This window comes from Thermostichus sp. MS-CIW-23 (assembly GCF_054059455.1).
In genome coordinates, this window is sequence record NZ_JBSSCC010000007.1 from 19,935 (window position 1) to 33,130 (window position 13,196).

A 13,196-nucleotide genomic window follows, 5' to 3' on the forward strand; every position below is an offset into this window, starting at 1 on the left:
ACTCATGCTGACGCAAAGCGCTCCGCGCCGCTAAAGCGAGAGAGTGCGGGCTTCTCAGTGACTCCTGTGAAGGACATTTCCTGAGCTTTAAGAACGGGATGCCCCACCGCTCTGTATTTGATGTTTATCGCCGCGTTGTGGTCTCGGTGCAGTTCCAGTCCACAATGCGGGCAAGAGTGCCATCGGTCTCGGATGGCCTTCGGCACCTTCTGGCCACACCGAGAACAGTCTTGGCTTGTGCCGTTTGGATCCACTGCGATCACACGCAGTCCAGCTCTTTCAGCCTTGACCGCGAGAACCCGCAGGAATTGCCCCCAACCGGCATCATAGGTAGATCTCGCTAGTCGGGTTCTAGCGATGCCCTTGATGTTGAGCGCCTCATACGCGATATGCTTTCCTTTGCTTACCAGCTTTTTGGCTACTTTGTAGTGGAAGTCTCTACGCTGATTGGCCACCTTGAGGTGTGCCTTAGCCACCCGCTTCAAGGCTTTCTTGCGGCGGTTTGACCCCTTCTGTTTGCGAGACAACGACCGCTGCAGCCTCTCCAGCCGCTTTTGGGCGCGGCGGTAATACTGGGGCACTGGGACGGACTCCCCCGTATCAGTCATCAAGAAGGAGTCCAACCCCATGTCGATCCCTATGGTGTTCTCCGGTGTTGGCAGGTCAGGGGTGAACTCAGGGACAGACGTATCTTGCAGGCTTAATGTCACATACCACCCGTCTGCCTTGCGGGTAACGGTAGCGGTCTTGATGACAAAACCGTCGGGCAACGGGCGGTGTTGAATCAGTTTGACCGCTCCAATCTTGGGCAGATAGATGAACTTTCCCCGAATGCAGTCCTGCTTCATCTGGGGAAAGGTGAAGGAGCGATACCGGCCCACTCCCTTGAATCTCGGCCTTCCCGCTCTCTTGCCGTTACGGTCGCCTTTCAGCCAGCGGTCGAATGCTTTGTGCACCCGCTCTATGCAATCTTGGAGGACTTGCGCATGGACTGTTTGGTATTCGGGGAACCTTGCCTTGGTATTCACCAGATCCCGTTTTTGGGAGTAGTAATCAGGCCTGTCTTTCAGTTCAGGCAAATGACAGATTAAGGGGCAAGCTTTGATATCACAGCGGTTTTGCTCCCACCAGTTAAACCGCTCTGCCAGCCGATAGTTGTACTGCTTGCGCAACAGCTCCAGCCATTGATTCATCAAAGCAACTTGACTGGGCGTAGGCCGCAGGCGGTACTGATAAGTAGTCCTCATCTTAAGCGTGCCTAGAAACCGCTACACTGATTATAGCACCAGTAAGGATTAGCTTATAGCACCAGTAAGGATTAGCAGCCATGAAGCATGATTTTGTTTCCAGCGGCAGAGCTGTATCTGATTTGAAGGCACACTTGGTCTTAACCACCAAGTACCGACGCAAGGTATTTACTAGAGAAATGTTGCAGCGATTGCATGAAGTTATGTATGACCTCTGCCAAAAGTGGGGCTGCAAACTTATTGAGTTTAACGGCGAGGCAGACCATATTCATCTGCTGTTCCAGTACTATCCGCAGATAGATCTGTCCAAGTTGGTAAACAACATTAAATCCGTCTCTAGCCGTAGGATGAGAAGCGAGTTTGCGGACTACATCAGCAAGATATATCGGAAAAATGTACTGTGGAATGAATCTTATTTCATCGCTTCATGTGGTGGGGTGACGGTCTCGGTTTTGTGCCAGTACATTGAAAACCAAGGAACTCCCGCCTCTCATCCCGACCCTCGTCCTGCGGACAGAGGGCGGGGCTTCTCGGCGGACTAGCTAAAATCAAGGGAGACCTTTTGCAACTTGGCTAATGGTGACCGTCCCTCTGACTTCAGCCCTGAATATCGACTATCGTCCTCTGCAAGAGTTGTTATCGGCGGGATCCTGGCTAGAGGCGGATCGGCTGAGCTTACAACTGCTGTGTCGGGCGGCAGGAGAGGGGGCAGCGCGGCGGGGCTGGCTGTATTTTTCTGAGGTGAGCCGGATTCCGGTGGAGGATTTGCGAACGATCGATCACCTGTGGCGAGTGGCCTCTGGGGATCGCTTTGGCTACTCTGTGCAGCGACAATTGTGGTTGGGGGTGAATCGCAACTGGGAGCGCCTTTGGCCCCTCATCGGCTGGAAACAGGGCTACCACTGGACTCGCTACCCCGACGAGTTTACCTGGGATCTGTCTGCCCCCAAAGGCCACCTACCCCTCTCCAATCAACTGCGGGGCGTGCGGGTGCTGGAGGAATTGCTCACCCACAAGGCTTGGGAAGACTCGTCAGGCTAGGCAACCGTTTCTTGAACCTTGTTGGATCTGATTTGGATCTGAGCTGTGGCGGAGCAACTGCAACTGACTCAATTTCCCGACCTGCCCGTCGATCTGGCCCAAGCCTGCGAACAAGCCATTCGGGCAACTCGCTTGGCCATGCAAGCGGGGTATCGCCGCCTGCTGATCGAGATCCTCGCCCCCGACCTGAAGCCGGAGGTTTTGGCTCGCCCTTTTTTGGAACTTGTGCAGCCACCGGCTTTGGTGCTATTTAGCGATGCCGGCGGAGCGGCTCTGGCGCAGCGGGAATGGGGATCCCTACCCGAAGGGATCGAATTGCAGAGCCTGACTTCCCGGACTCAACCTACCCCAGAACAGAGCCTCCTGCTGGTGATGCCAGCGGTTTACAGCTTGGATCAGGTGGAGCGGGTTTGCCAAGCGGTCAGCGGTGGGGATCCCTCTGGGCTGGCTTCCAAAGGACGGGATCCCAAACCCGTCGTGCTGCTCAACCCCCAATTGCAGGATGCCGCCACCGTGGGTGTGGGTCTGGCCGGTCGCCGTCTGCGCCAGCGGTTTCTGAGCACCTTTGAGACCAGCTACTACCTGCGCTCATTGGTGGAGGGAGCCCTGTTTCGCGCCTATCCGGATCCCTGGAGCGTGTGGCAGCAGGAAGAGCCCGGCCTCTACAGCGTCTTGAAGACTTTTATTGCCCAGCCCACCGGCGAGGAAGTGGCCGAACTGTTCAGGGCCAGCAAGGGAAAGGCTCCCTGGTGGAGCTGGCGGCGCTGGCTGGGATCCCTGTGAGGGTCAGGATCTCATGGGGAGAGAGGCCAGGGGTGAGAGTTAGTACTATCTCAAACTCTTTTAATAAAGACTATAAAGCTCCCCGCCTCATCTCTATTTCGGTGATATGATCACACCACGCTAGGAGTGTCTGGGGATTATCCCCAGGCTGAGATTACATCCTCAGAACCTGATCTGGTTCATACCAGCGTAGGAAAGCGAGCACTGGAGTTGACAACATGCGCAGCGAATGGGTTGCCCGTCGCCGTGGGCAAGCAAATGTAACGCAGATGCACTTTGCCCGTCAGGGCGTGATTACCGAAGAGATGGAGTATGTGGCCCAGCGGGAAAACCTGCCGCCGGAACTGATCCGCTCGGAAGTGGCCCGGGGTCGCATGATCATCCCTGCCAACATCAATCACACCAACCTCGAGCCGATGTGCATTGGGATCGCTTCCCGGTGCAAAGTCAATGCCAACATTGGCGCTTCCCCTACTTCTTCCGGCTTGGCCGAAGAGCTGGAAAAGCTAAAATTGGCCATCAAATACGGCGCCGATACCGTTATGGATCTGTCCACCGGCGGGGGCGATTTGGATGAAATTCGCACAGCCATTATCCAAGCTTCTCCGGTGCCGGTTGGTACGGTGCCCATCTACCAAGCCCTAGAAAGTGTGCATGGCAATGTCGAAAAACTCTCGGCAGAAGATATCTTGCATATTATCGAAAAGCAGGCCCAGCAAGGGGTGGACTACATGACCATCCATGCCGGGATCCTGATCGAATATCTTCCGTTGGTACGCCACCGCCTGACGGGAATTGTTTCTCGTGGGGGTGGGATCCTGGCCCGTTGGATGTTGGCCCACCACAAACAAAACCCGCTTTATACCCACTTCCGCGACATTATCGAGATTTTCAAGAAATACGATGTTTCTTTCAGTTTGGGAGATTCTTTGCGACCGGGATGCTTGCACGATGCTTCTGATGAAGCACAACTGGCGGAGTTGAAAACCCTGGGCCAGTTGACCCGCATGGCTTGGGAGCACGATGTGCAGGTCATGGTGGAAGGGCCCGGCCACGTGCCGATGGATCAAATTGAATTCAACGTGCGCAAGCAAATGGAAGAGTGCGATGAGGCTCCCTTCTATGTTTTGGGACCTCTGGTAACCGATATTGCGGCAGGCTATGACCACATCAGCTCCGCCATTGGAGCAGCCTTAGCCGGTTGGTACGGGGCAGCCATGCTTTGCTATGTCACCCCCAAAGAGCACCTGGGTTTGCCCAATGCAGAGGACGTGCGCAACGGCTTAATTGCCTACAAAATTGCCGCCCATGCTGCCGACATTGCCCGTCACCGGCCTGGGGCCAGGGATCGCGATGATGAGATGTCCAGAGCTCGCTATAACTTCGACTGGAACCGACAATTTGAACTGTCTTTGGATCCGGAGCGAGCTCGAGAATATCACGACGAGACCTTGCCAGCAGATATCTACAAAACGGCAGAGTTCTGCTCCATGTGTGGGCCAAAGTTTTGCCCCATGCAAACCAAAATGGATGCAGAGGCTTTGAGTGAGCTGGAGCAGTTCTTGGCCGCGCAGCCAACAGGGTAAGCCTTGGCCCATCCCTGCCCTGAAGGCTTGAAAAAGGCCATCGTCTGTCTTGCCTATGGGCTGGGTTGGGATCCCAGCCTCGAGCTGTCAAAAAGTTGGGTCTAAAGTTCTGTCCTACCGCAGGGATCCCTGCCCTTTGCGGCGGGGAGTGTGTCAAGCTGATCTGTAGAAGAACCATTGCAGTTGGCTCACTTGAGCACAGAGGATGACATGGCACTTAGACAACTCGGGCATGTCGCCATCCGGGTAGAAGACATCCCCAAGGCGGTGGAGTTCTACCAAAAGCTGGGCATGGTCAACGTCTGGCAGGATCCCGACTGGGCCTACATGAAGGCGGGAGAGGATGGGCTGGCACTGCTGGGGCCGGGCTATCGCGCAGCAGGGCCCCACTTTGGCTTTGTCTTCGACAACCTGGAGGAGCTTCGGCAAGAGCACCAGCGCCTGAAATCCCAAGGGATCCTGGTGGGGGAAATCCACAGCCACCGGGATGGCACTGCCTCTTTCTATGGCAAGGATCCCGACGGCAACCTGTTTGAGTTTTTGTATGAGCCTGCGGGGACTTTCGACAGGGCTAGGTCAGCTCAAGCAACAGCTTGACCGATAGAGCTCCAAATACCCTTAATTCGCCCAGCCTAGACGACAAAAGACGAAGGGATCCCCTCCTACACAGGGGATCCCCCCTTTTGACCAGCATTTACCCGACTTGAGCCAGTGGGAGTTGCCCGGTCAGTCGCCAGATCTGCTGGAGGTTTGCACGTACAAAATCACCAGGAAGATGGCGGGCACCAGAACAACTAAGAGGGTGGCCAAGATGCCCAGGTAGTTCGTCTCCATAACTCACAAATGCCACAAGCCCAACTGGCAGTCAGCATACCACTCTGAGGTGCGACTTGCCCAAAGGGAAAACAGGCGGGCCAAGGCTAGGGCTTTGTTTTGACGGAAACATCCCCCAGCACTTTGGTCTGGCAGGCAAGGCGGTAGCTATCGGGCTTGCGCTTGAGCTTGCGGTTTTCCGCCTCGGTGCGAGGGGAGAGATGCTCGGATCCCTCGACAATCTCCACCACACAGGTGCCACATTGGCCGTTGCCGCCGCAGTTGAGCAGCTTGGCCATCATTTTGTAGAGATCGATCTGGTTTTCCAGAGCCTTCAGGCGCAGGTTAGCGCCTTCAGCGACGAAGATCTCTCGGTTCTCGTTGACGAAGCGGATCGTTGCCATACCCCTGCCAGAAACCACGACACCTTTCAGACTGAGCCAGGAGAGCGCTCACAGTTGCTAAGTATTGTAACATTTTAAGTCATATTTTTAATCTCTGGCGAGAGATCTGGGAAGATGATGCCTAAAGTGAGACGGCATCCTGCCTGAAGCCACTCAGGTCGGTAGCGTTTCGTTATACTGTTTGATGCCCGCGATGGAAATTCTGAGAGCGATATCCTCTTGGGTGCGCTCAGGGGTTCAAGCGGGTGCGGCACCCCTCGACTCTGAAGAAACTGCTCAGGTCAGGATCCCAGGTAAGATGTCGGCTTAATTTTGACTGGATATCGCGCAAGTGTTGGAGAACGTGGAGGACCGAGCTTTATGGGACTACCGTGGTATCGGGTCCATACGGTTGTACTGAATGACCCAGGTCGCCTAATCGCGGTTCACCTGATGCATACTGCTCTGGTAGCAGGTTGGGCCGGATCAATGGCGCTTTATGAGACGGCCATTTTCGATCCGTCGGATCCTGTCCTGAATCCGATGTGGCGTCAGGGCATGTTTGTCATGCCATTTATGGTTCGCCTGGGGGTGGTCAACTCCTGGGGCGGTTGGAATATCTACGGCGAGAGCGTAGCCAATGCGGGCTTCTGGACGTTTGAAGGGGTAGCTACTGCCCATATCGTTTTGTCCGGCTTGCTCTTCTTGGCTGCCTGCTGGCACTGGGTGTACTGGGATCTGGAGCTGTTCCGGGATCCCCGCACCGGAGAGCCGGCTTTGGATCTGCCGAAAATATTTGGGATCCACCTGCTGCTGGCCGGGATCCTCTGCTTTGGGTTTGGCGCCTTTCACCTGACGGGGGTGTTTGGCCCGGGAATGTGGGTGAGCGATCCCTATGCGACGACGGGACACGTCCAGCCGGTAGCACCGGAATGGGGGCCAGCCGGTTTTAACCCCTACAACGCCGGAGGGGTGGTGGCCCACCACATTGCTGCCGGCATTGTGGGCATTATTGCAGGTCTATTTCACATCACGGTACGCCCGCCCCAGCGCCTCTATCGCGCTCTGCGGATGGGGAACATCGAGACGGTGCTTTCCAGCTCGATTGCGGCGGTGTTTTTTGCCGGTTTTGTGGTGGCCGGAACCATGTGGTACGGCAGCGCCACTACCCCTGTGGAGCTGTTTGGTCCCACCCGCTACCAATGGGATTCTGGCTATTTCAACCAGGAGATTAACCGCCGGGTAAATGCGGCTATGGAAGCCGGGATGACCCGCAGCGAGGCCTACAACTCCCTGCCCAAATCTTTGCTCTTCTACGACTACGTGGGCAACAGCCCGGCCAAGGGGGGTCTGTTCCGAGCTGGCCCCATGAACAAAGGGGATGGCATTGCCATCGAGTGGCTGGGCTACCCGGTGTTCCGTGACCGCGAAGGGCGGGAGCTGACGGTGCAGCGGATGCCCAACTTCTTCGAGACCTTCCCGGTTATCCTGCGGGATGCCGATGGGGTGGTGCGGGCAGACATTCCCTTCCGTCGGGCAGAGTCTCGCTATAGCTTTGAGCAGGTGGGCGTGACGGTGGAGTTTTACGGCGGCAAGCTGGACGGTCAGGTGTTTACCGACCCGGCAACCGTCAAGAAATATGCCCGCCAGGCCCAGTTGGGTCAGTTGTTTGAGTTCGACCGAGAAACCCCCAAGGCGGACGGCACCTTCCACACCAGCCCCCGCGGTTGGTTTACCTTTGCTCACGCGGTCTTTGCCCTGCTGTTCTTCTTTGGCCACATCTGGCACGGCGCTCGCACTCTCTTCCGCGATGTGTTCGCCGGTATTGACCCCAATATGAGCGAGGAAATGGTGGAGTTCGGCGTCTTCCAGAAAGTAGGGGATCCCACCACTCGCAAGGTTCAGGAAGCCTAGAGCCCTTTTCGGCGATGCCGTCGGCACTCTGCTTCACTTTGGAGATGGGGTGCTGGCGGCTCTGAGTTAATCTGGAATCAAGCCCCCTTAGAAATGGAGGTTTTGTATGGAAGCCATCACCTACACCTTTATCCTGTTTTTGACGTTGGGCCTTCTGTTTTTCGCGGTCGCCTTTCGGGAAACTCCGAGAATTACCAAGAAGTAACCCAGGGTAGTGGCTGCCGTTCCTGCTGTGCCGGGCTCAAGCAAGGCAGAGGGAAGGTCAGTCTCTTTTGAGATTTGTGGTTTAGGCTTAGTTCTGGATGGGGCCGGAGCTCTCTCCGGCTTTCCTATTTGCGGTTGGGTAGCGGCAACTCGGAATGGAGTGATTCCAAAATAAGATTCCAAAATAAATAGTCAAGTAGCGGCAACCTGAGGATCCTTCCTTTTGGGAGAGGAGGGGGGAGTTCTCAGAGCTACTGAGACCCTTTTCGGTACTCTTCAGTACTCTGTAGGAGAACGCTTGTCCTACTGCTCAAATTGAACTCGCTAAGGATGCCTTAGGATGGCTTTTGGGATCCCAGAGACAGCTTAGCTTGGGTTCAGATTCAAGATTGGGTTAACGATGGCAACAGTGCTGCTGGTGGAAGATGATCCAATCAACGCCCGTGTTTTTGAGAAGGTGTTGCGACGGCGGGGAGGTTTTGAGGTCTTTCACAGCCAGGATGTGGAGCAGATTTTGAAGCTGGCCCAGGGGCACGAGGTGGATGTCATTTTGTTGGATGTTTCCCTGTCCCAGAGCACCTTTCGCGGCGAGGCGGTGGACGGGATCCGCATTGCCCAACTGTTGAAGGCGGATCCAAAAAGCCGCTCCATCCCCATTATTTTGGTGACGGCCCACGCCATGCGGGGCGACCGCGAGGCATTCTTGGCCCAGAGCGGGGCGGATGGTTATATCGCCAAGCCAGTGGTGGATCACGAGGAGATGGTGAATCAAGTTCGCCAGGTGTTGTCTCAAGGGCCGAGGCAGGAGTGAGCTGTCCCGGAGAAGAATGGAGGAGAAGAATTAGGCGGCGAAGCTGTGCAAAATCGACTGCCAGAAGGGGATCCCATCCTGCCCTGGCAAATCGGGATCTGCTGCCCGCTCAGGGTGGGGCATTAAACCCAGAATCCGACCGCTGGGATCGCAAATGCCGGCGATGTTGTCCACAGAGCCGTTGGGCGCAACCGGAGCATAGCGAAGGACGATCTGCCCTTGATCCTGCAATTGCTTGAGGGTATCCGGGTCGCAGGTATAGCGGCCTTCCCCATGGGCGATGGGCAGGGTTAGGGTGGATCCCTGGGGATACGCGCTTGTCCAGGGAAGATCCTGCCGTTCTACACGGATCCCCACTCGGTCGCAGATAAAGTGCAGGTTGGCATTGCGCACCAGCGCCCCCGGCAGCAGGCCCGCCTCTGTTAAGATCTGAAAGCCATTGCAGATGCCCAGCACATAGCCCCCTCGCGCTACGTGCTCCTTCAGGGATCCCATCACCGGGGCAAAGCGAGCAATAGCCCCGCACCGCAAATAATCCCCATAGCTGAAGCCCCCCGGCAGCACCACCACATCCAGCTCCGACAAATCCGTCTCTCGGTGCCAGATCAGCCGCGTTGGGCAGCCCAAGAGGCCGCGGGTTACCCAGGCTACATCTCGGTCGCAGTTGGAACCCGGAAAAACAACAACGCCAAACCTCACGCCAGCCATTGGGATCCCTTAAGTGAGAGGAAAGAAGATGGTCAGATTAGAGGGATGGAAGAGGGGTTGGGGGTATTTTTGGAATGGCCATCAGATCAACCCCAAATCGCGTGAACCCATCAAATTAACCACCGATGGCAGCCACTTGGATTTGATAAGTCTCAATCACCGGGTTGGCCAGCAGTTGATGGCACAGCTCATCCACCTGGCGGTGGGCGGTCTCGGCGTCGGGGGCCTCTAGCTGCAGTTGGATATGCTTGCCAATACGCACCTGCTGTACCTGGGTATGCCCCAGCTGATGCAAGCTGGACTGAACCGCAGCCCCGGCGGGATCGAGAACAGAGGGGCGTAGGTGAATCTGAATCTGGGCCTGGAACTGCATAGAATAAAGGCTGGATCTGTTACCAGTGTATCAGTCGGATCATCACAGCTTTGGGTTCAGTCATGGATGCGTCGCGCGTGGTGGCCATTGCCCACAACGTTTTCCGGGAAACGATTCGGGATCGGATTCTCTACCTGGTGATGGTATTTGCGGTGGCCATGCTGGGAGCCACTGTTTTGATCCCGCAGGTGGCCAACCAGGCCCACAACAAAATCATTGCCGACCTGGGGTTGGCAGCCATTCACTTCTTCGGCCTGATCGTGGCCATTTTCGTGGGCACAGGGCTGGTGAATAAGGAGATTGAAAAACGCACGGTGTATGTGCTGATCGCCAAACCCATGAGCCGGGCAGAGTTCATTGTCGGCAAGCATCTGGGCCTATCGGCGCTGCTGTCGGTGCTGGTGCTGCTGATGACGGTTGTGTTTCTGCTGAGCTTGCTGCTGGTGCAGGCCCCGATCCCCCTTTTGGCCATTCTCTGGGCAACAGTCTTCACTTTCTTAGAGCTGGTGCTGATTGTTGCCGCAGCCCTGCTGTTCGGGGTTTTCACTTCCTCGATTCTGGCCACCCTCTACACCATTGCCCTGTTCCTGATGGGCCATGCCAGCCGCGCCCTGCTGCAACTGAGCAAGCTGGTGAAAGATGCCGGATTTGGCAAATTGTTTGAGGTGATTTATTTGATCCTGCCGGATTTGGAGCGCCTCAATTTGAGAGATGCTGCGGTTTACGGCCAAGTTCCGCCCCCAGCAGAACTTCTCGGAGATGCACTGTACGGCTTGGTTTACACCCTTTTGCTGCTGATTCTGGCGGTGTTGGTGTTCGCCCGGCGTGAGTTCTGACGTTACCTCTTCCCCCATGCGTTTTTTCCACTTCTATACGCCCGAACAGGTGCCTTCATCTGGGATCCCGGAGTGTGCGGTGGCCATTGATGTGCTGCGGGCCACCACCACCATTGCCACAGCGCTGGCAGCAGGAGCAGAAGCGGTACAGGTGTTTGCCCACCTGCAGCAGCTCCAAGAGGCAAGCCAAAACTGGCCGGCTTCCCAGCGGCTTTTGGCCGGGGAACGGGGGGGCAAAGCGGTGGCGGGGTTTGATCTGGGCAACTCCCCCCTCGACTACACTCCCGACCGCGTGCGGGACAAGCGCATCTTCCTGAGCACCACCAACGGCACGCGCAGCCTACAGCGCCTGGAAGGGATCCCAGTGGTGATTACAGCAGCCCTGGTGAACTTGGGAGCCGTGGTGGATTTTCTCAGACGGGGCTCCTTTGCCGAGGTGTGGCTGGTGGGATCCGGGTGGGAAGGGGCCTTTTCGCTGGAAGATACTGCCTGTGCCGGAGCCATCTTGCATCGCCTGGGCTGCTCTTTGAACCAGTTGGGCAACGACGAGACCTTGGCGGCCTTGGCCCTCTACCAAACTTGGCAGGACGATCTGCTGGGTTTGTTGAGACGCTCTAGCCACGGGCAACGGTTGTTGGGTCTGGGGCCGGAAAACGATAAGGATCTGGCCTATTGTGCCCAGCTGGATCGTCTCTCAGTGGTGCCCCGACAGGTTCAGCCAGGGGTTTTGGCCAACGGCAGGTAGATTTTGGATAGATGGATCCCGCCAGTTGGAAGTGAGCAGCCATTCTCAGCAACAGGCCGGGTGCGGGCTTGGGGATCCTTCCACGCCAGATATGGTCTTCGGCTAACCTGCTTGTGCCGTGTCGGGAGCGATGCCCAGCGCTTTCTGGTGCAGCCACGCCTGCCATTCTCCTGGGATCAGCTTGTTGTTAAACGCATCGCCAGAAACAAACATATCCCGCTGATTCTGGGCCAACACAAAAATGGAGCGGCGATCGAAATGGGAAGTGAGTTTGTAGAGGGTGTAGGGGCCTTCTGAGTAGAGGGTCAGCGTTTCTTGATCCAGACCGTGGCGGCTGCTTTGGCCATAGGCCCGCAAGACCATGTTGATCAATCGCTCATAGTGCATAGACCGCAGATTAGAAAGCTACACAGAACATAGACAGATATTACGGAAGCCGCTGCCAAGGCCCGAGCGGCTCAGGTGAACCCAGCATAACAAATCCCCCTGGATGGCCACGCAACGCTAACGCGAATGAAAACGCGAATGGACAAGATGCAGCGTCAAATGGGGTAAGAAAATGCGATAGAACTTAGGGCAGACCCTCATGTAACCCTCTTGCACAGGCAACCCCCCATGGCCAACATGGCGCCCCGCCCACCCCACCCCACAGAGCCTGTCCGCATTGGCATCGTCGGCGCTTCCGGCTACGGAGGGGTACAGTTGGTGCGGTTACTGAGCGAGCATCCCGGCGTGCAGATCACCTACCTGGCCGGGCAAGACAGTGCCGGCAAGCGCTACGGGGATCTCTATCCCCAGTTGGCCCAGGCGGTGGATCTGACCGTTCAGCCGGTAGAGGTGGATCGCATTGCCGCCAACAGCGATGTGGTGTTTTTGTCTCTCCCCAATGGGCTGGCTGCTGAGCTGGCTCCGCCTTTGCTGGCCAAGGGGTGCAAAGTCTTGGATTTGTCGGCAGATTACCGCTTTCGCAACCTGGCCACCTACCAATCTTGGTACCGCATGGGTCAGACGGATCCCAACTGGCCCAGCCCTGCCTATCGCCAGGCCAATGAGCAGGCGGTCTATGGGTTGCCGGAACTTTACCGCGAGGCGATTGCCCAAGCCCAACTGGTGGGCTGTCCCGGCTGTTATCCCACTGCCTCATTGTTGGCGGTTGCTCCTCTGCTGCGGCAGGGGTTGGTGGAGCTGGACAGCCTCATTTTCGATGCCAAATCCGGCGTTTCGGGGGCAGGTCGTACCCCCAAGGTGGGATCCCTGTTTGCCGAAGTGGACGGCTCTCTGGCAGCCTATGGAGTGGCCCAGCACCGGCATACGCCCGAGATCGAGCAAGCCTGCACCGACCTAACCCACACCCCCATCACCGTGCAATTTACGCCCCATCTGGTGCCCATGGTGCGGGGGATCCACGTCACCTTGTATGCCACTCTGCGGGATCCCGGCTTTGTGGGGGAAGATTTGCTCACCATTTACAATGCTTTCTATCGCCAATCTCCTTGGGTGAAGGTGCTGCCGCGGGGGGTTTACCCGCAAACCAAATGGGTCTCCGGCACCAACACCTGCATGATCGGGGTGGAGGTGGACAGCCGCACCAACCGCGTTATTGTCCTGTCGGTGATCGACAACCTGATGAAAGGGCAAGCCGGGCAGGCAGTGCAGTGTCTCAACCTGATGATGGGATGGCCGGAAACGTTGGGTTTGCCTCGGCTGGCGTTTTACCCCTAGCTATAATGCCCGTGATCCCCTTGAAGCGGA

The 13,196-nt window shown here is 56.6% G+C and carries 17 protein-coding genes and 1 riboswitch; of the genes, 11 read left to right on the forward strand and 6 right to left on the reverse strand.

All coding sequences use genetic code 11. The features are described from left to right. Window positions 1-2 precede the first annotated feature (2 nt). Entirely contained in the window at window positions 3-1,247 is a 1,245-nt protein-coding gene (locus tag ACVW0B_RS04090) for an RNA-guided endonuclease InsQ/TnpB family protein (RefSeq protein ID WP_457491012.1), read from the reverse strand. 80 nt (window positions 1,248-1,327) lie between these two features. Here ACVW0B_RS04090 and tnpA point away from each other — a divergent pair, with 80 nt between their 5' ends. The 5 genes from tnpA to ACVW0B_RS04115 all read left to right on the forward strand — a co-directional run bounded on the left by tnpA (window position 1,328) and on the right by ACVW0B_RS04115 (window position 5,254). Continuing rightward, window positions 1,328-1,789, forward strand: coding sequence for an IS200/IS605 family transposase (tnpA, locus tag ACVW0B_RS04095; RefSeq protein WP_457440533.1), 462 nt, complete (start codon window positions 1,328-1,330; stop codon window positions 1,787-1,789). Between the two features lie 34 nt (window positions 1,790-1,823). After that, complete coding sequence (locus ACVW0B_RS04100) at window positions 1,824-2,288, forward strand: GUN4 domain-containing protein (RefSeq protein ID WP_457491013.1); 465 nt, start codon at window positions 1,824-1,826, stop codon at window positions 2,286-2,288. A 45-nt stretch (window positions 2,289-2,333) separates the two neighbouring features. Beyond that, entirely contained in the window at window positions 2,334-3,071 is a 738-nt protein-coding gene (locus ACVW0B_RS04105) for a DUF1995 family protein (RefSeq protein ID WP_457491014.1), read from the forward strand. Between the two features lie 112 nt (window positions 3,072-3,183). Continuing rightward, window positions 3,184-3,284: riboswitch (TPP riboswitch) on the forward strand. 5 nt (window positions 3,285-3,289) lie between these two features. Beyond that, window positions 3,290-4,657, forward strand: a complete 1,368-nt coding sequence (thiC, locus tag ACVW0B_RS04110) for a phosphomethylpyrimidine synthase ThiC (protein ID WP_457491015.1) — start codon at window positions 3,290-3,292, stop codon at window positions 4,655-4,657. Window positions 4,658-4,867: 210 nt separating this feature from the next. Continuing rightward, window positions 4,868-5,254, forward strand: coding sequence for a VOC family protein (locus ACVW0B_RS04115; RefSeq protein WP_414389068.1), 387 nt, complete (start codon window positions 4,868-4,870; stop codon window positions 5,252-5,254). Window positions 5,255-5,383: 129 nt separating this feature from the next. Here the strand turns inward: ACVW0B_RS04115 and psbM are convergent, their stop codons facing one another. Further along, entirely contained in the window at window positions 5,384-5,491 is a 108-nt protein-coding gene (gene psbM, locus ACVW0B_RS04120) for a photosystem II reaction center protein PsbM (protein WP_071818137.1), read from the reverse strand. Window positions 5,492-5,577: 86 nt separating this feature from the next. Beyond that, entirely contained in the window at window positions 5,578-5,874 is a 297-nt protein-coding gene (locus ACVW0B_RS04125) for a 2Fe-2S iron-sulfur cluster-binding protein (protein ID WP_414350488.1), read from the reverse strand. 360 nt (window positions 5,875-6,234) lie between these two features. Between ACVW0B_RS04125 and psbB the strand changes: the two genes are divergently transcribed. From psbB to ACVW0B_RS04140, 3 genes are all read left to right on the forward strand, one after another. Beyond that, window positions 6,235-7,767 (forward strand): photosystem II chlorophyll-binding protein CP47, encoded by a 1,533-nt coding sequence (gene psbB, locus ACVW0B_RS04130; RefSeq protein WP_011431948.1) that lies wholly within the window; start codon window positions 6,235-6,237, stop codon window positions 7,765-7,767. Window positions 7,768-7,873: 106 nt separating this feature from the next. Next, window positions 7,874-7,972: a photosystem II reaction center protein T gene (locus ACVW0B_RS04135; RefSeq protein WP_011431949.1), complete on the forward strand. Its 99-nt coding sequence runs from the start codon at window positions 7,874-7,876 to the stop codon at window positions 7,970-7,972. Between the two features lie 399 nt (window positions 7,973-8,371). After that, the gene (locus ACVW0B_RS04140) at window positions 8,372-8,782 is read left to right on the forward strand and encodes a response regulator (RefSeq protein WP_414406411.1); all 411 of its coding nucleotides are present in this window, start codon (window positions 8,372-8,374) and stop codon (window positions 8,780-8,782) included. 30 nt (window positions 8,783-8,812) lie between these two features. Here the strand turns inward: ACVW0B_RS04140 and purQ are convergent, their stop codons facing one another. Then, complete coding sequence (purQ, locus tag ACVW0B_RS04145) at window positions 8,813-9,490, reverse strand: phosphoribosylformylglycinamidine synthase subunit PurQ (RefSeq protein ID WP_457489876.1); 678 nt, start codon at window positions 9,488-9,490, stop codon at window positions 8,813-8,815. A 115-nt stretch (window positions 9,491-9,605) separates the two neighbouring features. After that, a complete protein-coding gene (gene purS / locus ACVW0B_RS04150) occupies window positions 9,606-9,863 on the reverse strand; it encodes a phosphoribosylformylglycinamidine synthase subunit PurS (protein ID WP_011431952.1) in 258 nt (85 codons plus the stop codon). 62 nt (window positions 9,864-9,925) lie between these two features. Here purS and ACVW0B_RS04155 point away from each other — a divergent pair, with 62 nt between their 5' ends. Both ACVW0B_RS04155 and ACVW0B_RS04160 read left to right on the forward strand, forming a co-directional pair. Beyond that, entirely contained in the window at window positions 9,926-10,699 is a 774-nt protein-coding gene (locus tag ACVW0B_RS04155) for an ABC transporter permease (RefSeq protein ID WP_414330211.1), read from the forward strand. 16 nt (window positions 10,700-10,715) lie between these two features. After that, window positions 10,716-11,444, forward strand: a complete 729-nt coding sequence (locus ACVW0B_RS04160) for a 2-phosphosulfolactate phosphatase family protein (RefSeq protein WP_414374436.1) — start codon at window positions 10,716-10,718, stop codon at window positions 11,442-11,444. A 102-nt stretch (window positions 11,445-11,546) separates the two neighbouring features. Here the strand turns inward: ACVW0B_RS04160 and ACVW0B_RS04165 are convergent, their stop codons facing one another. Then, window positions 11,547-11,831 (reverse strand): hypothetical protein, encoded by a 285-nt coding sequence (locus ACVW0B_RS04165; protein ID WP_011431955.1) that lies wholly within the window; start codon window positions 11,829-11,831, stop codon window positions 11,547-11,549. A gap of 228 nt (window positions 11,832-12,059) precedes the next feature. Between ACVW0B_RS04165 and argC the strand changes: the two genes are divergently transcribed. Then, a complete protein-coding gene (argC, locus tag ACVW0B_RS04170) occupies window positions 12,060-13,166 on the forward strand; it encodes an N-acetyl-gamma-glutamyl-phosphate reductase (protein WP_011431956.1) in 1,107 nt (368 codons plus the stop codon). Window positions 13,167-13,196 lie beyond the last annotated feature (30 nt).